The sequence below is a fragment of the Actinacidiphila paucisporea genome, assembly GCF_900142575.1.
GTDB classification, from domain to species: Bacteria; Actinomycetota; Actinomycetes; order Streptomycetales; family Streptomycetaceae; genus Actinacidiphila; species Actinacidiphila paucisporea.
Genome location: NZ_FRBI01000009.1, coordinates 1 through 18,191, shown reverse-complemented (window position 1 = coordinate 18,191; position 18,191 = coordinate 1). Strand labels below are relative to the sequence as shown.

17 protein-coding genes and 2 riboswitches are annotated in these 18,191 nt (G+C 72.8%); of the genes, 8 read left to right on the top strand and 9 right to left on the bottom strand.

The window, feature by feature from the left end:
* Window positions 1–21: 21 nt before the first annotated feature.
* Window positions 22–690, top strand: coding sequence for a pyridoxamine 5'-phosphate oxidase family protein (locus BUE44_RS15425; protein WP_073498540.1), 669 nt, complete (start codon window positions 22–24; stop codon window positions 688–690).
* On the opposite strand, the gene BUE44_RS15420 is transcribed toward BUE44_RS15425, so the two are convergent.
* The 5 genes from BUE44_RS15420 to BUE44_RS15400 all read right to left on the bottom strand — a co-directional run bounded on the left by BUE44_RS15420 (window position 605) and on the right by BUE44_RS15400 (window position 6,880).
* Window positions 605–1,630 carry a DMT family transporter gene (locus BUE44_RS15420; protein WP_073498538.1) on the bottom strand — a complete coding sequence of 342 codons (1,026 nt, stop codon included), beginning with the start codon at window positions 1,628–1,630 and terminating at the stop codon, window positions 605–607. The two genes, BUE44_RS15425 and BUE44_RS15420, sit on opposite strands and share 86 nt — an antisense overlap.
* 428 nt (window positions 1,631–2,058) lie before the next feature.
* Entirely contained in the window at window positions 2,059–3,012 is a 954-nt protein-coding gene (locus BUE44_RS15415) for an EamA family transporter (protein ID WP_073498536.1), read from the bottom strand.
* 39 nt (window positions 3,013–3,051) lie between these two features.
* The gene (locus tag BUE44_RS15410) at window positions 3,052–3,594 is read right to left on the bottom strand and encodes a Clp protease N-terminal domain-containing protein (RefSeq protein ID WP_073498534.1); all 543 of its coding nucleotides are present in this window, start codon (window positions 3,592–3,594) and stop codon (window positions 3,052–3,054) included.
* Window positions 3,595–3,695: 101 nt separating this feature from the next.
* On the bottom strand, window positions 3,696–4,463 hold the full coding sequence (locus BUE44_RS15405; protein WP_079189772.1) for a pyridoxine/pyridoxamine 5'-phosphate oxidase: 768 nt from the start codon (window positions 4,461–4,463) through the stop codon (window positions 3,696–3,698).
* Window positions 4,464–4,621: 158 nt separating this feature from the next.
* Window positions 4,622–6,880 carry a glycoside hydrolase family 3 N-terminal domain-containing protein gene (locus tag BUE44_RS15400; protein WP_073498532.1) on the bottom strand — a complete coding sequence of 753 codons (2,259 nt, stop codon included), beginning with the start codon at window positions 6,878–6,880 and terminating at the stop codon, window positions 4,622–4,624.
* A 235-nt stretch (window positions 6,881–7,115) separates the two neighbouring features.
* Between BUE44_RS15400 and BUE44_RS15395 the strand changes: the two genes are divergently transcribed.
* Complete coding sequence (locus BUE44_RS15395; RefSeq protein ID WP_073498530.1) at window positions 7,116–8,141, top strand: LacI family DNA-binding transcriptional regulator; 1,026 nt, start codon at window positions 7,116–7,118, stop codon at window positions 8,139–8,141.
* 61 nt (window positions 8,142–8,202) lie between these two features.
* Here BUE44_RS15395 and BUE44_RS15390 read toward each other — a convergent pair whose 3' ends face one another.
* Window positions 8,203–8,817 carry a PadR family transcriptional regulator gene (locus tag BUE44_RS15390; RefSeq protein WP_073498528.1) on the bottom strand — a complete coding sequence of 205 codons (615 nt, stop codon included), beginning with the start codon at window positions 8,815–8,817 and terminating at the stop codon, window positions 8,203–8,205.
* Between the two features lie 133 nt (window positions 8,818–8,950).
* Here BUE44_RS15390 and BUE44_RS15385 point away from each other — a divergent pair, with 133 nt between their 5' ends.
* The 4 genes from BUE44_RS15385 to BUE44_RS15370 all read left to right on the top strand — a co-directional run bounded on the left by BUE44_RS15385 (window position 8,951) and on the right by BUE44_RS15370 (window position 10,959).
* Complete coding sequence (locus tag BUE44_RS15385) at window positions 8,951–9,376, top strand: helix-turn-helix transcriptional regulator (protein WP_073498526.1); 426 nt, start codon at window positions 8,951–8,953, stop codon at window positions 9,374–9,376.
* 5 nt (window positions 9,377–9,381) lie between these two features.
* On the top strand, window positions 9,382–9,795 hold the full coding sequence (locus BUE44_RS15380; RefSeq protein ID WP_073498911.1) for a VOC family protein: 414 nt from the start codon (window positions 9,382–9,384) through the stop codon (window positions 9,793–9,795).
* A 72-nt stretch (window positions 9,796–9,867) separates the two neighbouring features.
* Window positions 9,868–10,059, top strand: coding sequence for a DUF1059 domain-containing protein (locus tag BUE44_RS15375; RefSeq protein ID WP_073498524.1), 192 nt, complete (start codon window positions 9,868–9,870; stop codon window positions 10,057–10,059).
* Between the two features lie 78 nt (window positions 10,060–10,137).
* Window positions 10,138–10,959 carry a PhzF family phenazine biosynthesis protein gene (locus BUE44_RS15370; RefSeq protein WP_073498521.1) on the top strand — a complete coding sequence of 274 codons (822 nt, stop codon included), beginning with the start codon at window positions 10,138–10,140 and terminating at the stop codon, window positions 10,957–10,959.
* Window positions 10,960–10,974: 15 nt separating this feature from the next.
* On the opposite strand, the gene BUE44_RS15365 is transcribed toward BUE44_RS15370, so the two are convergent.
* Both BUE44_RS15365 and BUE44_RS15360 read right to left on the bottom strand, forming a co-directional pair.
* Window positions 10,975–11,766, bottom strand: a complete 792-nt coding sequence (locus BUE44_RS15365) for a CPBP family intramembrane glutamic endopeptidase (RefSeq protein WP_073498519.1) — start codon at window positions 11,764–11,766, stop codon at window positions 10,975–10,977.
* Between the two features lie 91 nt (window positions 11,767–11,857).
* On the bottom strand, window positions 11,858–13,345 hold the full coding sequence (locus BUE44_RS15360) for a glutamate--cysteine ligase family protein (RefSeq protein WP_073498517.1): 1,488 nt from the start codon (window positions 13,343–13,345) through the stop codon (window positions 11,858–11,860).
* 471 nt (window positions 13,346–13,816) lie between these two features.
* Here BUE44_RS15360 and BUE44_RS15355 point away from each other — a divergent pair, with 471 nt between their 5' ends.
* Complete coding sequence (locus tag BUE44_RS15355; protein ID WP_073498515.1) at window positions 13,817–14,404, top strand: hypothetical protein; 588 nt, start codon at window positions 13,817–13,819, stop codon at window positions 14,402–14,404.
* A gap of 323 nt (window positions 14,405–14,727) precedes the next feature.
* Window positions 14,728–14,934: a DUF5999 family protein gene (locus tag BUE44_RS15350; RefSeq protein ID WP_079189770.1), complete on the top strand. Its 207-nt coding sequence runs from the start codon at window positions 14,728–14,730 to the stop codon at window positions 14,932–14,934.
* Window positions 14,935–15,024: 90 nt separating this feature from the next.
* On the opposite strand, the gene gcvP is transcribed toward BUE44_RS15350, so the two are convergent.
* On the bottom strand, window positions 15,025–17,919 hold the full coding sequence (gcvP, locus tag BUE44_RS15345; protein ID WP_073498511.1) for an aminomethyl-transferring glycine dehydrogenase: 2,895 nt from the start codon (window positions 17,917–17,919) through the stop codon (window positions 15,025–15,027).
* 63 nt (window positions 17,920–17,982) lie between these two features.
* A riboswitch (glycine riboswitch) is annotated at window positions 17,983–18,101 on the bottom strand.
* Between the two features lies 1 nt (window position 18,102).
* A riboswitch (glycine riboswitch) is annotated at window positions 18,103–18,183 on the bottom strand.
* Window positions 18,184–18,191: the final 8 nt, after the last annotated feature.

The following is an 18,191-nucleotide window of genomic DNA, read 5'->3' as shown; positions in this document are numbered from 1 at the left end:
ACTAGTTCAAAGGATCGCGCCATGACCACCGCATCCCCTGCCGGCTATCCCGCCACCGACCGCAGCACGCCCACCCGCTCCAAGGAGCGCGCCGCCTACGACCGCGCGACCGTGCACGCGATCCTCGACCAGGGCTACGTCTGCCACCTCGGCTTCGTCCGGGACGGCGCACCCGTGGTGCTGCCGACGCTCTACGCCCGCAGCGGCGAGGTGCTGTACGTGCACGGTTCCACCGGGTCCCGCCCGCTACGGGGAGCCGCGGACGGCGGCCTCGCGGTGTGCCTGACGGTGACTCATCTGGACGGCCTGGTACTGGCCAAGTCCGCCTTCCACCACTCGATCAACTACCGCTCCGTGGTGGTGCACGGCACCGCCTACCAGGTGGTGGACCCGGACGAGCGGGCCGCCGCACTCGACGCGATCGTCGACCAGGCGGTCCCCGGCCGCTCCGCCGACGCGCGGCGGCCGAACGCCAAGGAGTTGGCGCAGACCGCCGTCATACGCCTCGACCTGCACGAGGTGTCGGCGAAGCTGCGCTCCGGCGGCCCCAACGAGGAGCCGGAGGACCTCGCACTCCCCCACTGGTCCGGCGTCGTCCCGGTCATCACCTCCTACGGCTCTCCCGAACCCGCGGAGATTCCCGGCCAGGACGTACCGCTGCCGGACTACCTGCCGCCGCTGCCGCGCTGACCACCACCACCCGCCGCGGCGCCCGCCGCATACCGCGGACCTCGTCGGCGACCAGCAACCCGACCAGCAGGCACACGGTGCCGAGCACGGTGGGCGCGGTCAGGTGCTCGCCGAGCAGCATGACGGCGAGCACCGTCGCCGACACCGGCTCGATCAGCGCGACCACCGACACCGTCGCGGCGCGCAGCACCGCCGCGCCCGCGAAGTACAGGCCGTAGGCCAGCGCGGTGGGCACCGAGGCCAGATAGCCGAGCAGCAGCAGGGTGCGACCGAGCCCCGCCGCGTGCGGCAGCAGTCCCTCGGCCCATGCGGCGGGAAGCAGCAGGGCCGCGCAGATCCCGAACGCCCACATCGAGGTGTCGAACGGGTCGCCCGCCACGCCCTGCCGCCCCCACCAGCGGGTCAGCAGGGTGATCGCGGCATAGCCCGCCGCCGACAGCACCGCGAGGCCGACGCCGGCCGGACGGACGGCGCCGCCGGTGCCACCGCCCAGGACCAGGACGGCCAGCCCGCCGAGCGCCCCCGCCACGGCCAGGACACCGCTGCGGCCGAGCCGTTCGCCCATCGTGAACCGCGCCACCAGCGCGATCAGCACGGGGCCCGAGCCGAGCGTCACGACGGTGGCGACGGCGAGCCCCGTCGAGCGCACCGCGCAGAAGTAGGCGGCCTGGAAGAGGGTCAGCCCGGCGCCGGTCGCCAGCAGCCGGCGCACGGCCGCCCCCCGCGGCGCCGCGACGCCCCGCGCCGGGCGGCGGCGCAGCAGCCGGACCGCGAGCAGTAGCGCGAAGCCGCCTGCGGCGCGCCAGAAGGTGAGGGACAGCGGGCCGAGGCCGCTGCGGCCGTACAACGCCGCGGCCACGGCGCCGGCCGTGCCCCAGCCGGTTGCCGCGACGACGACGTAGATCAGGCCCCGGGTGGCCGGGGCATGCCTGGATGACACGGAGTTCTCCCGATGGGAAGAGGGGGGTGGCCGGTTCGCTCATCGCCGTGTGCGGGCAGCACCGACCGTCCCGGGCACCCCGGCGGTATCCCCGCCTGGCACCCCGGCGGTATCCCCGCCGGGCGGACCCGGTCCGCGTCTACGTCATCCGTCGGCCCCTGCGGGCCGCTGAGCCGCTGCCCGCGTCAGGCAGCGGGAGGCGGCAATACGGTGGAATGCATTCCCCCACCCTATGGGCTCCCCCGGATCTCTCCGACCTGCCCCTTGCGGTGCGCTGCTCGCCTGCGGGCGCGTCGTGGCGGTCGCGCACACACCGCCACACAACCACCGCACCGCCAGGGGCGCGTGGGGGTATCCCCACAGAACTGCGCGCCGAGCCGCCCACACGGCGCAACCGTGGAGACGCGAACAGCCCCGCAGGGCGCGGCTCAGCCGGAGCTCAGCGCCCGGTCGGGGAGCGGCTCCGGCGCAGCCGGCTCGGTTGGGGCGGTCTGGGCGACGATCGCGCCGGCCAGGACCAGCGCACCCCCGAACATCTGAGCGGAGCCCAGGTGTTCCGCGAGCAGCACCCACGCCAGCACCGTGGCGACCACCGCTTCGAGGCCGGCGACGACGCCGGCGACCTGCGCACTGAGCGTGCGGACCGCGAGCACACCGGTGAGGTAGGCCACGACCGTGGAGACCAGTACGATCCAGCCGATCAGCAGCACCGCGGGCACGTCGCGGTCGCCGAGCGCGGCCTGGTGGCCGAGCGTGGACCAGTCCATGGTCCACGGGTGGGCGAGCGCGGTGAGGACGACCGCGCCGACGGCGAGGCCGTGCGCGATGACGGCGAGAGGCTCCGGGGCGTCAGCCCCGTCCGTGCGGTGGTCGGCGAGGACGAAGTACGCGACCTGGCAGCACGCGGCACCGAAGGCGTAGAGCAGTCCGAGCGCGTCGAAGGCGAGCCCGGACCAGACTTCGACGACGCAGGTCATGCCGGCCAAGGCGAGGACGACGCCGAGCGCGGCGGCCCGGGTGACCGGGCGGCGCTGGACGAAGCGGATCCAGCCCAGCAGCAGCGCGGGGCCGAGGAATTCGACCAGGATGGCGATGCCGACCGGGATGCGGGCGATGGCCACGAAGTAGAGGGCCTGGCAGCCGGTGATGGCCAGCAGCCCGAACCCGGCGACGAGGCCGGGCCGTTGCCGGAGCAGTGCGCGGGACCGCAGCGCGACGGGCAGCAGGATGAGGGCGGCGCCGGCCACCCGCATCCACACCACCTGGAGCGGGTCGATGCCGAGGTCGATGAGCGGTTTGGCGGCCACGCCCGAGCCGCCGAAGGCGAACGCCGACAGCAGCGCGAGCCCGAGTCCGCTGTTCTTGCCGCCTGATCCGTGCATCAGGTCATCATGCCAGCGGGCGACAGGACCGTCACCCTTTTAATCCCTGACATCGCGCGGCCCCGGCACGGACCCGGGACCGTCGTGCAGACCGTCCGGGTCGAGGCCGGCCGAGCGCAGGACGTCGGCGGCCCGGCAGTCGGGGTCGGCGGCCAGCGCGTGCAGCAGGTCGATGCCGTCGGCCTGCGCACCGCCGCGCTGCCCGGCCAGGTCGAGCGCGGCGCGGAAGGCCGCCGCCGCGGCCGGGCTCCAGCCCGGCACGGTCAGCGTGAGGGTCGGCAGCGCACCGGAGTCCTCCACCGAGCCGCGCCAGCGCAGCCCGTAGCCGATGCTGCGCTGCACGAGATAGCCGAGCACCCGGGCGCTGCGGCCGGCCGGGATGTCGCAGGCGGCGCGGGCCTCCGGGTCGTACTCCAGCAGGGAGTGCAGCAGGTGGGCGGTGTCGGCCTGCGAGTCGCCGTCCCTGACCGCCCGCCGCCGGGCACTGGCGGCCACCGCGCGCACCTCGGCGGTGAGGCGGGCGTCGTCCGCCGGGTGGGCCGGATCGAGCGGGCGCCCGTGGTCGCTGTACACACCAGCCATCTCACCAGAGCGCCCCGGCGTGCCGCATCGGCTGAGCGGGGCATCTCGGCGTCAGCCCTCGGAGGGGGGCGGCGGGCGGGTGCCTCCTCCGTGGGGATGAGTCATGGCCACAGCAAAGTGCGGGTCCAGCCGTCGCCCTGCCTGGTGTAGCGCAGCCGCAGGTGGAAGCGCGCGGGGTCGGCCTGGAAGAATTCCGCCTCGGCAGCCCGCAGCCGGTAGACGGTGTGGCCGGCGGGCACCCTTTCCGGCTGCTCCGCCACCAGCGCCTCGGCGGCGCGGCGCTCGCGCTCGTAGTCCTCTCTTCCGCTCAGCGGTGTGCTGATGCGGCCGGTGAAGGCGGCTGCGCGGGAGGAGGGCGAGCGCCCGAGGAAGTCCTGCCGGGCGGCCTCGGCGCCGAGGACGTCGACCGGACCGGCCATCCGGATCTGCCGGCCGTGTGCCGGCCAGTACCAGGTCAGGGCGGCGAAGGGCCGCGCGGCGAGGTCCTGGCCCTTGCCGCTGCCGCGGTCCGCGGCGAAGACGAAGGCGCAGTCCGCGGAGTCGACACCGCGCAGGATGAGCACCCGGGCGCTGGGCGTGCCGTCGGCCCCGGCCGTGCTCAGCGTCATGATCTGCGGTTCGGGCACGCCGTCGGTCAGCGCCCGGTCGAGCCAGCCGGCGAAGAGCGGTCCGGGGGCGCCGGGAGCGCTGTCCGGGTCGAACCGCGGCAGCGGCCCGGCGAGCACGGGCGCGGCCCTGATCCGGGCGAGCAGCGCCCGGTCGGCGTCGGCGGCACCGTCCGCGGTCCTGTCGCGTACGGCACCGGCGTCCCCGTCCCGGTCCGCGGTCCCACCGCGCACGGTGCCCTCGTCCTCGTTCCTGCCTTGCATGTGCGTCCTCCCACGAGCGTGCGGCTCCGGCTGTCCACCCCAGCCTTGCCGGTGCGGTCGCGCGGCGCACGCGGCACGACGGGCCGTCCCCGGGAAAGGTGTCCCGGGCACGGCCCGTCGTGGCTGTGCGCGGCCGGTGGGGCGGCCGGCGGGAGCGGTCAGCGCAGGGTGACCGTGGTGCTCTGGGCGCCGGCGGTGAAGACGTAGGCGCCGCGGGCCACCTGCTGGCTGCCGGAGCCGTCGATGTCGCCCGGGGTGACTGCCAGCCGGTTCGGCGGCACCTTGAGGGTGACCGTCGCGCTCTGACCGGCCGCCAGGTGCACCTTGGTGAAGGCGACCAGCTTGGTGGGCGGCGCGAGCACGTCGCTCGACGGCTGCGAGACGTAGACCGGCACGACCAGGTCGCCGGCCCTGGCACCGGTGTTGGACACCTTCACCTGGAGGCTGACGGTGTCGCGGGGGCGGGCGGTCGGGGAGCCGGCCGTGATCGCGTCGAAGGAGTAGCTGGTGTAGGACAGTCCGGCGCCGAAGCGGTAGGCCGCGTCGTAGGTGGACTCGGTTCCGGCGTTGGTGCCGGGGAGCTGCTGGTAGTACAGCGGCTCGTTGCCGATGTCCTTGGGCCAGGAGGCGCTGAGCCGGCCGCTGGGGTCGACCTTGCCGAAGAGCACGTCGGCGACCGCGTGGCCGCCCTCGCTGCCGGGCAGCCAGGACATCAGCAGGCCCTGGGTGCCGTCGGCGTCGCCGAGGACCAGCGGGCGGCCGGCGATGACCACGGTGACCACCGGCTTGCCGGTCGCCTTGAGCGACTTGACGAGCGCCTGCTGGTCGGCGGACAGCGCGGGCCGCGGGGAGTCCGCGGAACCCTCGGCCGCCGCCTTCTCGCCGACCACGACGACGGTCAGGTCCGCGTCCCGGGCCTGCGCGACCGCGTCGTCGGAAGAGGTCGCGCTCACCACGGACGTGCCCGAGGGCGCCGCCTCCTTGATGCCCTGGAGCACGGTGGTGCCGGGCAGCTGCACGCCGGCGGGCACGCCCTGCCAGCCGACGGTCCAGCCGCCGGCCTGGTCGTTGATGTCGTCGGCGTAGGAGCCGGCGACGACGATCTTCTTCGCCGAGGACGGGATCGGCAGCACGTTGCCGTCGTTGCGCAGCAGCACCTGCGACTCGTCGGCGGCCTGCCGGGCGAGCGCGGTGTCGGCGCCGAGGACCCGGGAGTCGGCCTTCGAGGCGTCCACGTAGGGGTGTTCGAACAGGCCGAGCTTGAACTTCATGGTCAGGATGCGGCTCACCGACTGGTCGATCCGCTTGACGGAGACCAGGCCGCGCTGGACGGCGGTCCTGAGCCCGTCGCTCCACCCTTGCGCGTCGTAGGGCTCCATCGCCATGTCCAGGCCGGCGTTGACGGCCTTCGCGATGGCCTCGGGGTAGTCGGCGGCGATGTGGTAGGTCGTCTGGAGGGCGCGGACGTCCTGCCAGTCGCTGACCTCGACGCCCTGGAAGCCCCACTGGCCGCGCAGCACGTCGGTCAGCAGGTAGTGCGAGGAGGTCGCCGGGATGCCGTTGACGGCGCCGGAGTTGACCATGACCGACATGGCGCCGGCGTCCACGGCCTGCTTGTAGGACGGGAGCAGGGTGTCCTGGAGGTAGCGGATCGAGACGTCGCCGGGCACCCGGTCGTGGCCGTTGCCGGGTTCGCCGTAGCCGCCGAAGTGCTTGACCGTGGCGGCGACGTTCTTGGCGCCGTCCGCGCCCTGGATGCCCTCGACCGCGGCGGACGCCAGCGTGCCGGCCAGCAGCGGGTCCTCGCCGTAGGTCTCGTAGTAGCGGCCCCAGCGCTGGTCGCGGGCGATGTCGGCGACCGGGGCGAAATTCCAGTCGATGCCGGTGGCGGCGACCGCCTTGGCGGTGGACGCGCCGGCGTCCTTGACCAGGTCCGGGTTCCAGGTGGAGCCCAGGCCGATCTCCTGAGGGAAGATCGTGGCGCCCAACACGTTGTTGTGGCCGTGGACGGCGTCGACGCCGTAGATGATCGGGATGTGCAGGCGCGAGTTGTCGATCGCGTACTTCTGCACGGTGTTGACCATGGTCGCCCAGTTAGCGGGCGTGTTCACGGTGGGGCCGGCGCCGCCGCCGGAGAGCACCGAGCCGGCGGCATTGTCGACCAGCACCGACTTCAGGCAGGATTCGGTGTAGGCACCACCGCTCCACTGGCAGTCGCCCTGCATCCTGACCACCGATATCTGGTCCATCTGCCCGATCTTCTCCTCCAGCGTCATCCGCTTGAGGAGGTCCTTGACCCGGACGTCGATCGGGGCCTTGGGATTGGTGTAGCTCGGGTTGTCGCCGGCCTGCGCCGGTACGGATGCCACGGCGGCGACACAGGCGGCCGCGGTGGCGAGTGTCAGGAGGCTTCTCATGCGTAGTCGTCGAGCGTTCGTTGGCATCGCAGGCGTCCCGTTCCTGTTGGGGGCCCCGGCTGACCGGGGTCGATAGCCGTAAACGTTTCCGATCGGCGGGAAGTCTGTCCTTGCCCCGACTGATCGTCAAGACTGTGCGCAGGAAGCTTTTTGCGGCGTCCTCACACAATTCTCATATCGTCGCCATCCGGTCCTCGTCCGGTCCCGAAGTCCACTCGCGCAGAACGGGTATGCCGTGAACATCCGTGAACTCGCCCGCCGCAGCGGCGTGTCGACCGCCACCGTCTCCCGGGCGCTGAACGACCGCGCGGAGGTGAGCGAGGCCACCCGGGCCAAGATCCGGCGGCTGGCGAGCGAGTTGGGGTACGCGCCCAACGAGCCCGCCCGCACTCTGGTGCGTCGCCGGTCCGACACGATCGGGCTGGTGTGGGACAGCGGGCAGGAGGCGATGGGCCAGCACAACCCCTTTCTGCTCGGCCTGCTGAGCGCCGTGCGCACCGCGCTGTCCGACGCGGACTACCACCTGATGCTGCTGACCACACCGGGCGCCGAGGACCAGGACGGGGCCCATCTGCAGGCGGTGCAGCGGCACAATCTGGAGGGGGTGATCGTGCTGACCACCCCGCCGGACGACCGCTGCCTGCGGGTCCTCGCCGATTCGACGGTGCCCTGCGCGGGGATCGACACGGCCTTCACCGGGCCGCGCACGGTGCGGGTCAGCTCGGACAACGCGGCGGGCGCGGAGGCTGCCGTGCAGCACCTGTACGAGCTGGGTCACCGCAGGATCGCCACCGTCACCGGGCCGCTGCACCTGCCGCCGGCCGCGGAGCGCCTCGCGGGCTACCTGCGGGCCTGCTCCCGGCTCGGGCTGAGCGTGCCGCCGGAATACGTGACCGAGGGGGACTTCTTCCTGGCCAGCGGCGAGGCCGCGGGCAAGCGGCTGCTCGCGGCCCCCGACCGGCCGACGGCGATCTTCGCGGCCGGCGACCAGATGGCGATCGGCGCCATCCACGCGGCGGCCGACGCCGGCCTGACGGTGCCCGGCGACCTGGCGGTGGTCGGCTTCGACGACATCGACGCGGCGGCGCTGGTACGGCCGGCGCTGAGCACGGTCGCGCAGGACCAGCGGGGGCTCGGGGTGGCGGCGGTGGAGGCGCTGCGCGGGCTGATCGACGCGACCACGGTGGACGCCGCGCAGGCGCAGCCCCGGATCATCCCGACCCGGCTGCTGATACGCGGATCGAGCCGGCCCGGGGTGTGATCCCTGGGCCGGCTCGGTCGACAATCGCGGCTCGGTCTTGTCACCGGCGCCGCGGGGCGGCTCAGTCCCGCTCGGCGTCTTCCTCGGCGAGGATCAGGTAGAGCCTCTTGCGGGCCTCGTTCACCACGGTGAGCGCCTTCTCGCGCTGCTCCGGGGTGCCGGTGGCCCAGACCTGGCGGAAGGCCTCGATGAGGCCGCCGCCGGCCTTCCTTATCTCGTTCATGGCGTCCCAGTCGACACCGCGGCCCGCGTCCTCCCAGGGGGCCTCGGGCCCGGCCTCGGCTTCCTGGCTGCCGGTGTCGGTGAGCGTGAACAGCTTCTTGCCGCCCTCGCTCGCGCTGCTGATCAGGCCCTCGTCCTCCAGCAGTTGCAGCGTCGGGTAGACCGAGCCGGGGCTCGGCTTCCACGCGCCGCCACTGCGCTCGGCGATCTCCTGGATCATCTCGTAGCCGTGCATCGGCCGGTCCTTGAGCAGGGCCAGGATCGACGCCCGCACATCACCTCGCCTCGCTCGGCCGCGCGGTCCGCCGCGCCCTCGGCCGCCAGGTCCGAACGGGCCGCCGCCGAAGGGCGGTCCGAAGGGCCCGAAAGCGGCCCTGCGGCCCTCGCGCTCGCCCCAGCCGCGCCGGTCGGTGCCGCAGGGGCCGTGCTCGTGTCCGTGTCCGTGTCCATGCATGGTGATACTCCTGTCGTGATGGTTCGCGAACCATTCGCGATGGCTCAACGATATATCGGAAGTGTTCGACTGGCAAGCATCCAGGTCAGGGCGGAGCCGGGGGCGTGTCAGAGGGTTCGGACATACTGAAGGCATGGACAGATCGGATCTCGTACGGCTGCGGCGGGCCCGCGACCGGATGGACCGCGACCACGCCCGGCCGCTCGACGTGCCGGCGCTCGCGCGCGAGGCACTGATGTCACCCGGGCACTTCTCGCGCAGCTTCCGGGCGGCCTTCGGCGAGACGCCGTACGCGTATCTCATGACCCGCCGGATAGAGCGGGCGAAGGCGCTGCTGCGGCGGGGCGACATGTCGGTGACCGATGTCTGCATGGCGGTGGGGTGTTCGTCGCTGGGCTCGTTCAGCTCGCGCTTCACCGAGCTGGTCGGCGAGACGCCGAGTGCCTATCGCGCGCGCAACCACTCCGAGCTGTCCGCGCTGCCCGCCTGCGTCGCGAGGATGATCACCCGTCCGGTCAGGAACGGAGAAGCCCGAGGTGCGGGTCCTGCCATAGCGTGAGCCGCATGGACATCAAACTTTCGCACACCTTCCTGGCCGTCGACGATCACGACAAGGCCGTCGAGTTCTACCGCGACGTGCTCGGCCTGGAAGTCCGCAACGAGGTCGGCTACGGCAGCATGCGCTGGGTCACCGTCGGCGCCCCCTCCCAGCCCGAGGTCGACATCGTCCTCGAACCGCCGGCCGCCAATCCGAACATGTCGCCCGCGGACCGCAGCGCCGTGGCCGACCTGATGGCCAAGGGCGTGTACGCCCGCGTGGTGTTCTGGACCGACGACGTCGACCAGACCTTCGACCGCGTCCAGAGCGCCGGCGCCGACGTCGTCCAGGAGCCGACCGACCAGCCCTACGGCGTACGCGACTGCGCCTTCCGCGACCCGGCGGGCAACGAGGTGCGGTTCAACCAGGCCAAGCACTGATCCGGCTGGTCGGCGCCCCGTGCCCGGCGGCGCCGACCTAGACTCGGAGGTAGGCAGAAGGAGGAGAGAGCCATGCGCAAGGTCGCCGACTGCAGGGAATTCCCGAGCGAGACCAACTGCACGCTCACGATCTCCGGTGAGGAAGACGAAGTGGTGCGGGCCGCGAGCGAGCACGCGGTCTCCGTGCACGGGCACAGCGACAGCCCGGAGCTGCGCGACCAGGTCCGCTCCACGCTCAAGGACGAGGGGCCGCAGGGCGGCTGACAGGCGTCCGTCCCGGCCGCCGGGGGTTCTCGGGCCGTGTGCCGGTGCGCGGGGTCCCCGGTCCCCTACGCTCTCGCCATGCGTATCCGTATCGTCGACGCGTTCACCGACCGCCCTTTCGCCGGGAATCCCGCCGGGGTGGTGCTGCTGGACTCCGACAGCTTCCCCGGTGACGGCTGGCTCCAGCAGGTCGCCGGCGAGGTCAACCTGTCCGAGACCGCGTTCGCGCACCCGCTGACCGGTGCGCCGGAGGCCGCTTGGGCGCTGCGCTGGTTCACCCCCGCGACCGAGGTGGGGCTGTGCGGCCACGCCACGCTGGCCACCGCCCACGTGCTGCGGACGACGGGCGCGGCAAGTGGCGCCGTCGCGTTCAGGACCAGGGCGGGCGTGCTGACTGCCGACGCGAACGGCGACGGCTCCATCACCCTGGACTTCCCCGCCGCGCCGCTGACCCCGGAGCATGCGCCCGACGGCCTGGCCGAGGCGCTGGGCACCGCTGCGCTGGCCGTGTTCGACACCGGGCCCGACTGCGGTGACCTGCTGGTCGAGGTCGCCGACGAGGCGGCGGTGCGCGCCCTGGCCCCGGACTTCGCCGCGCTGGCCCGGCTGTCGCGGCGCGGCGTGATCGCCACCGCGGCAGGGGCCGACCCCGCCGCCGGCTACGACTTCGTCTCGCGCGGCTTCTTCCCGGCGGTCGGCATCGACGAGGACCCCGTGACCGGCAGCGCCCACACCGCGCTGGCGCCCTTCTGGTCGGCCCGGCTGGGCCGCACCGAGCTGGCAGGGTGGCAGGCCTCGGCCCGCGGCGGCCTGGTCCGTACCCGGCTGGCGGGCGACCGGGTGCTGCTGACCGGGTCGGCGGTGACGGTGATCGACGGCGAGCTGCACGCGGTGCCGTAGAGCGGCGGGACGGGGTCAGCCGGTGGGCAGCCAGCCGACCCGGCCCGCCAGCAGGGCGTAGCCGACGAAGGCGACCGTGTCGATCAGGGCGTGCGCGGCGACCAGCGGCCCGACCCGGCCCCAGCGGCGGTAGAGCAGCACGAAGACGACGCCCATCGCCATGTTGCCGAGGAAGCCGCCGATGCCCTGGTAGAGGTGGTAGGAGCCGCGCAGCACGGCGCTGGCGGCGAGCGCGGCCGCCGGGGTCCAGCCGAGCCGGTCGAGCCGGCGCAGCAGGTAACCCACCACGATCACCTCTTCGAGTACCGCGTTCTGCACGGCGGAGGCGATCAGCACCGGGATCTTCCACCACACGTTCGGCAGCGACTCGGGCACCACCGTCAGGTTGAAGCCCGCCGCCCGCGCACCGAGGTAGAAGGCCAGGCCCGTACCGCCGATCACCGCGGCGACCACCGCGCCCCTGGCCAGGTCCGACCGCGGGCGGCTCAGGTCGAAGCCGATCGACCGCATGCCGGCCCGCTCGCGGCCGAGCAGATGGGCGACCAGTGCGACCGGGGCCAGCGCGGTGGCGATGGAGAACAGCTGCCAGGCCAGGTCGAGCCACGGCCGGCCGTGCGCGTAGGAGCCGACCAGGGTCGCCGACTGGTTCTTCAGCGCGCCCGGCCTGGTGACCGATCCGACGAAGCTGATCAGCGCGGACAGGCCGCTGGCGCCCAGGGACAGCGCCAGCACGATCAGCGTCTCGTTGCGCAGCGTCCGGTCCGGCTGTCCCTCTTCCGCATCCACGGGATGTGGCTCTGTGCGCATGCGGGGTCCTCCAACGACGCGGGTGTCTCCGGACAAGATACGAAGATCGCGCCTCCCGCCGCGGAGCCACCCCCCGCCGGTGCCGCCGGTTTCAGCCCGCGGGCCACCGGTGCACGGGCTCGCCGTCGCGCATGTTCTCGCGGTAGCGCTGGGTCATGGCGGCCAGTGCGGCCCGCCGGTCCGGGGTGCGCTCCAGCAGCCGGTGGAAGGTCGCGGCCTGCCACTCCGCGCCGTTGCTGCGCAGCCGGCAGCGCTCCTCGATGATGCCGAGGTAGTGGTCGCGGTCGGCGGGCTCGATGCCCCAGCCGTCGAGCCCGGCGGCGGCCAGCGGCAGCAGCTCGTCCCTGATCAGGTCGGCGGCGGGGATCTCGACCAGGCCGCCGCGGCCGCGCGGCCACCGCATGACGGCGCCGATGCCGTCCCGGCAGCCCGCGTCGAAGTTGGCGGCCGCCACGTCGAAGGGGAGCCGCTGCCAGATCGGGCGGGGCGCATCGGCCAGCGACCTGACCAGGCCGTAGTAGAAGGCGGCGTTGGCCAGGACGTCGGCGACGGTGGGGCCGGCCGGCAGGACCCGGTTCTCCACCCGCAGGTGGGGCACCCCGTCGACGACGGCGTAGACCGGGCGGTTCCAGCGGTAGATCGTGCCGTTGTGCAAGGTCAGCTCGCGCAGTGCGGGCACTCCCCCGTCGTCCAGCACCCGCAGCGGCTCCTCGTCGTCGCAGATCGGCAGCAGCGGGGGGAAGTAGCGGACGTTCTCGGCGAAGAGGTCGAGCGGCGAGTCGATCCAGCGCTCGCCGAACCAGGTCAGCGGGCGTACGCCCTGGCTGCGCAGCTCCTGCGGGCGGGTGTCCGTGGCCTGCTGGAAGAGCGGCGCGCGGGTCTCCCGCCACAGCTCGCGGCCGAAGAGGAAGGGCGAGTTGGCCGCGGCGGCGACCTGCGGTCCCGACACCGCCTGGGCGGCGTTCCAGACCGCGGCGAAGCGGCCCGGGGTGACCTGCAGGTGCATCTGGGTGGAGGTGCAGGCCGCCTCGGGGGCGATCGAGGCCGAGGTGTAGACCAGGCGCTCCACGCCCTGGATGTCCAGGGTGATGTCCTCGCCGCGCATCGCCAGGATGCGGTCGTTGAGCAGGGTGTAGCGGTCGGCGCGGGAGAGGTTGGCGGATACCAGGTCCTGCGCTTCGAGGGTCGGCAGAATTCCGACCATCACGATGTGCGCGCCGACCTCGCCCGCCATCCGGTCGGCGTATGCGAGACCGGTCCGCAGTTCCTCGGCCAGCCGGTCGAGTACGGAGCCTGAAAGCCGGTGCGGGGCTATGTTCACTTCAATGTTGAACTGAGCCAGCTCGGTCTGGAAATCCTGGCTCGCGATGCGCTCGAGCACTTCTTCGTTCATCATGCGCGGCAGTCCCGCGGAATCCGCGAGATTCAATTCGATCTCCAGGCCCATCAGATTGCGGGGCCGGTCGAAACGCTGCCCCTCCAGCAGCCGCTCCAGCCCCCGCAGGCACTGCTGGAGCTTGTGCCGGTAGCGCCCGCGATCGGCGGGTTCGAACCCGCTGGCGACGACCTTCTCCCCCATCGGCGCACTCCTCCTCACCCGGCCGCCGCACGGCCGCCCATCGGAGGATGCCCACCCAAATGATCGATAAGGCCCCACCGCGGTGCCGGTCCACGCTAGGCTTGCTGTAGCAGCGAACGCGCACGTTCCAGTGGCACATTCGGATGCCATGGGACCCGCGGAAGTACGGGTGAAATGACCGTCGGGATCCGGCCGTCCGTGGCGGGCAGAATTATGCGCCGCCCTCCCCATACGCTGCGAGAATGCCATCGACACGTCCGCAGAAGAAGGCGAATTATCGCCTTGCGCGTAATACTGGCAGCGACTAGATGAAACACGGAGCGAACACAGGTCGTATAAACTCCGCGCACAAGGCAAAGCATCCGCCGTCGCCGGACGTGCCTGAGCAGGTCTCCCGCAGAGCATCGAACCGACGTGCCGTCCGCGCCCCGCCCTCCCCGCACCACGTGTCTCCCAGTGAGAGGCGACATCATGCCGCTGCTTGTTCCCCCAGCACCCGCCCCAGCCCTGCTGAGCGTCCTCGCCGCGCTCAGTTCGCCCACCGCGGTCCTGGAAGCCAGGACACCGGCGCTGCGTACCGCAGAAGGGCCGCTGGCCGCCGAACACCCGCTGCCTGTCCATGTGTTCGAGCCGGCGGCCGTTCCCGGAGCACTGCCGCAGGCGCGGCTGACCGGCTGGCGCTTCCATATCAGGGCAGGTGCCCGGGTGGCCGCGGCGGGAGAGACTGTGGTGACCCCCGACGGCTGGGTCTTCTCGCGCTTCTCCGAGGGGCCGTTCCTGGCGTCGATCGAGCGGGCGCTGATGCAGGCGGAGACGCTGCCGGCGACGTACCAGCCGCACCTGCTCTCGGTACCCGGGCTGTACATGCTGGCGCTGTGGCTGCACTGCGACGCGCGGGCCGATGCGTCCACGGCCCAGCCCGACCCGGACGACCTGCTGGTGCCGCTGGCGCCCGCGCCCCCCGGTATCGCACCGCACCGGGTGCACCGGTTGACGGAGCTCGCGCCGGCCTTGAGCCTGCGACTCGCGCCGCCACCGCTGATGGGCTCGCCCGCCTGACGTCCCGCGCCCTGAGGTGGTGCCCCGCGCCCGTGTCGGGCCGCGGGGCACCACCTTTGCGCGTACGGGGAGGCCGCTGCCGAGCCGGGTGTCGGGGCGCCGTGCGTGAACACGCCGCCGGCCGTGAACAGACGGTGACGGCAACCGCCCGGGTGGGTGACGCGTCTTCCCCCGTGGAGTACCGCCTCGCCGAAATCCCTGCGGATTGACGCCAGGAGGGCAACACTGGGACCGGCCGCACGCACAATCGGGGGACGGAGATGTACGAAGCAGATCGCGCGACCCACCGCACCACTCACCTCACGCAGCGAAAGACTCCATCCATGTGCCAGCACAAGCCGCAGTGCCCCACCGCAGAAGGCCCCGACCGTGAGGCCGCTTTCACCGTGGCCCACCATCCGGAGCAGGGCTGGAGCCTGCTGTGCAATGGCGTCGTGCTCTTCGAGGACACCGGGGAGCTGCTGCCCGACGGGCAGATCATCGCGCCGCACCGCCCGCTGGGCACCGAGCACATCACGACCGCGGCCTGACGCCCGCACCGTCGCGCCGCAGCACACAAAGCCGGTTCCCCCGTTGCCAAGGGAACCGGCTTCGCCATGCGCGCGGGCGGGCGGTCGACGTCAGTTGTCGTAGGCGTCCAGCGGCGGGCACGAGCAGACCAGGTTGCGGTCGCCGTAGGCTCCGTCGATGCGCCGCACCGGCGGCCAGTACTTGTCCGCCGCGGAGACCCCGGCGGGGAAGACCGCCTCCTGCCGGCTGTACGGGTGGTCCCAGTCGCCGCCCAGCGCCGCCGCGGTGTGCGGGGCGCCCCGCAGCGGGTTGTCGTCGGCGGGCCACTCGCCGGACCCGACCCGGTCGGCCTCGCCGCGGATGGCGATCATCGCGTCGCAGAAGCGGTCCAGCTCCGCCAGGTCCTCGCTCTCGGTCGGCTCGATCATCAGCGTGCCCGCGACCGGGAAGGACATGGTCGGCGCGTGGAAGCCGTAGTCGATCAGCCGCTTGGCGATGTCGTCGACGCTGACGCCGGTCTCCTTGGCCAGCGGGCGCAGGTCGACGATGCACTCGTGGGCGACCAGGCCGCCGGGGCCGGTGTAGAGCACCGGGTAGTGCGGCTCCAGGCGCCTGGCGACGTAGTTGGCGCTCAGCACCGCCTGCTGGGTGGCCTGCCTGAGCCCGTCGGCGCCCATCAGCCGCACATACGTCCAGGAGATCGGCAGTATGCCCGCGGAGCCCCAGGGCGCCGCCGAGATCGGGCCGACGCCGGTGGCGGGGCCCGCGGCCGGCTGGAGCGGGTGGTTGGGCAGGTACGGCGCCAGGTGCGCGCGCACCGCGACCGGACCGACGCCGGGGCCGCCGCCGCCGTGCGGGATGCAGAAGGTCTTGTGCAGGTTCAGGTGCGAGACGTCGGCGCCGAAGCGGCCGGGCCGGGCGAGGCCGACCAGCGCGTTGAGGTTGGCGCCGTCCACGTAGACCTGGCCGCCCGCGTCGTGCACGGCGGCGCAGATGTCGGTGATGTTGTCCTCGAAGACGCCGTGCGTGGAGGGGTAGGTGACCATCAGCACGGCCAGCTGCTCGCGGTGCTGCTCGATCTTCGCGCGCAGGTCGTCGATGTCCACGTCGCCGTCCTGGCCGGTCCTGACCACGACGACCCTCATACCGGCCATCACGGCGCTCGCGGCGTTGGTGCCGTGCGCGGAGGACGGGATCAGGCACACCGTACGGGCGGTGTCCCCGGCTGCCCGGTGGTAGGCGCGGACCGCGAGCAGGCCCGCCAGCTCGCCCTGCGAACCGGCGTTGGGCTGCAGGCTGACCTTGTCGTAGCCGGTGACCTCGGCGAGCTGGTCCTCCAGGCCACGGATGAGGGTCAGGTAGCCCTCGGCCTGCTCGGCGGGCGCGAAGGGGTGCAGCGCGCCGAACTCGGGCCAGGTGACCGGCTCCATCTCGGTGGTCGCGTTGAGCTTCATGGTGCAGGAGCCGAGCGGGATCATGCCGCGGTCCAGCGCGTAGTCGCGGTCGGCGAGCCGGCGCAGATAGCGCAGCATGGCGGTCTCGCTGCGGTGCAGGTGGAAGACCGGGTGGGTCAGGTACGGCTCGGTGCGCACCAGGCCGGCGGGCAGCGCGTCCGGCGTGGCGGCGTCGATGTCGTCGATGTCGCCGGTGGCACCGAAGGCGGCGAGCACCGCGGCCAGCGCGGCGCGGTTGGTGGTCTCGTCGCAGGCGATGCCGACCAGGTCGGCGTCGGTCTGCCGCAGGTTGACGCCGGCGGCGCGGGCCGCGGCGACGACCTCGGCGGCCCGTCCCGGCACCCGGGCGGTGAGGGTGTCGAAGTAGCCGTCGTGCACCAGCTCCACGCCGGCCGCCCGCAGACCCGTGGCCAGGACGGCCGCGTAGCGGTGGGTGCGGCGGGCGATCTGCGCCAGGCCCTCGGGGCCGTGGTAGACGGCGTATATCCCGGCCATCACGGCGAGCAGCACCTGCGCGGTGCAGATGTTGCTGGTGGCCTTCTCCCGGCGGATGTGCTGCTCGCGGGTCTGCAGCGCCAGCCGGTAGGCGGTGTCGCCGTCGGCGTCGACCGAGACACCGACCAGGCGCCCCGGCAGGTTGCGGGCGTAGGACTCGCGCACCGCCATGTATCCGGCGTGCGGCCCGCCGAAGCCCATGGGGACGCCGAAGCGCTGGGTGGTGCCGACCGCGATGTCCGCGCCGAGCGCGCCGGGCGAGGTGAGCAGGGTCAGCGCCAGCAGGTCGGCGGCCACCGTGACGACCGCCCCCAGCCCGTGCGCCTGCTCGATGACCGGCCGCAGGTCCCGTACGGCGCCCGAGGCACCCGGATACTGCAGCAGAACGCCGAAGACGCCGCGCTCGGCGACCTCAGCCGGGATGCCGTCGCTCAGGTCTGCCACCACGACCTCGACGCCGGTGGGCTCGGCCCGGGTGCCGATCACGGCGGTGGTCTGCGGGAAGGTGTCGGCGTCGACCAGGAAGACGCCGTCCTTGACCTTGCCGACCCGCCGGGACAGCGCCATCGCCTCGGCCGCCGCGGTGGCCTCGTCCAGCAGCGAGGCGCCGGAGGTGGGCAGCCCGGTGAGGTCGGCGACGACGGTCTGGAAGTTGATCAGGGCTTCGAGCCGGCCCTGCGAGATCTCCGGCTGGTAGGGCGTGTAGGCCGTGTACCAGGCGGGATTCTCCATGACGTTGCGCAGGATCACCGGGGGCGTGAAGGTGCCGTAGTAGCCCAGGCCGATCATCGGGGTCAGCACCTGGTTGCGGTCGGCCAGCTCGCGCAGTTCGGCCAGCACCTCGGCCTCGGTGCGGGCGGCGGGCAGCGCGAGGGCCTCGGCGCTCCTGATGGTGTCCGGTACGGCCGCGGCGGTCAGCTCGTCGAGCGAGCCGTACCCCACCTGGGCGAGCATCTTGGCCCGGTCCGCCGCGTCAGGGCCGATGTGGCGGCGGGCGAAGGGCAGGCCGGCTTCGAGGTCGGCGAGCGGGGTGCGGCGGGCGGTCGGCTCAGTCATCTGCGGAGGCCTCCTGGTCGGCGACGACCTTCGGGGGTACCCGGCGCGGGCACCCGTACGGCCTCCCCCTCTGTCATCAGAACCTGAGAGTTTCACCGCCCCTTGACGGGACGGCTTTCACCTTCGGTGAAGACCCGTCCCGTGAACGGCGCTCCCGGGGCGGGTCCTGCTTTCCAGAGTGACCTCGCCCCTGCGGTACGGATGCCTGAGAGATTCCGGGGAGGATTTGCTCCTTCGGCGCCCCCGAGATGCCGCTGCGACACGCTCTCGGT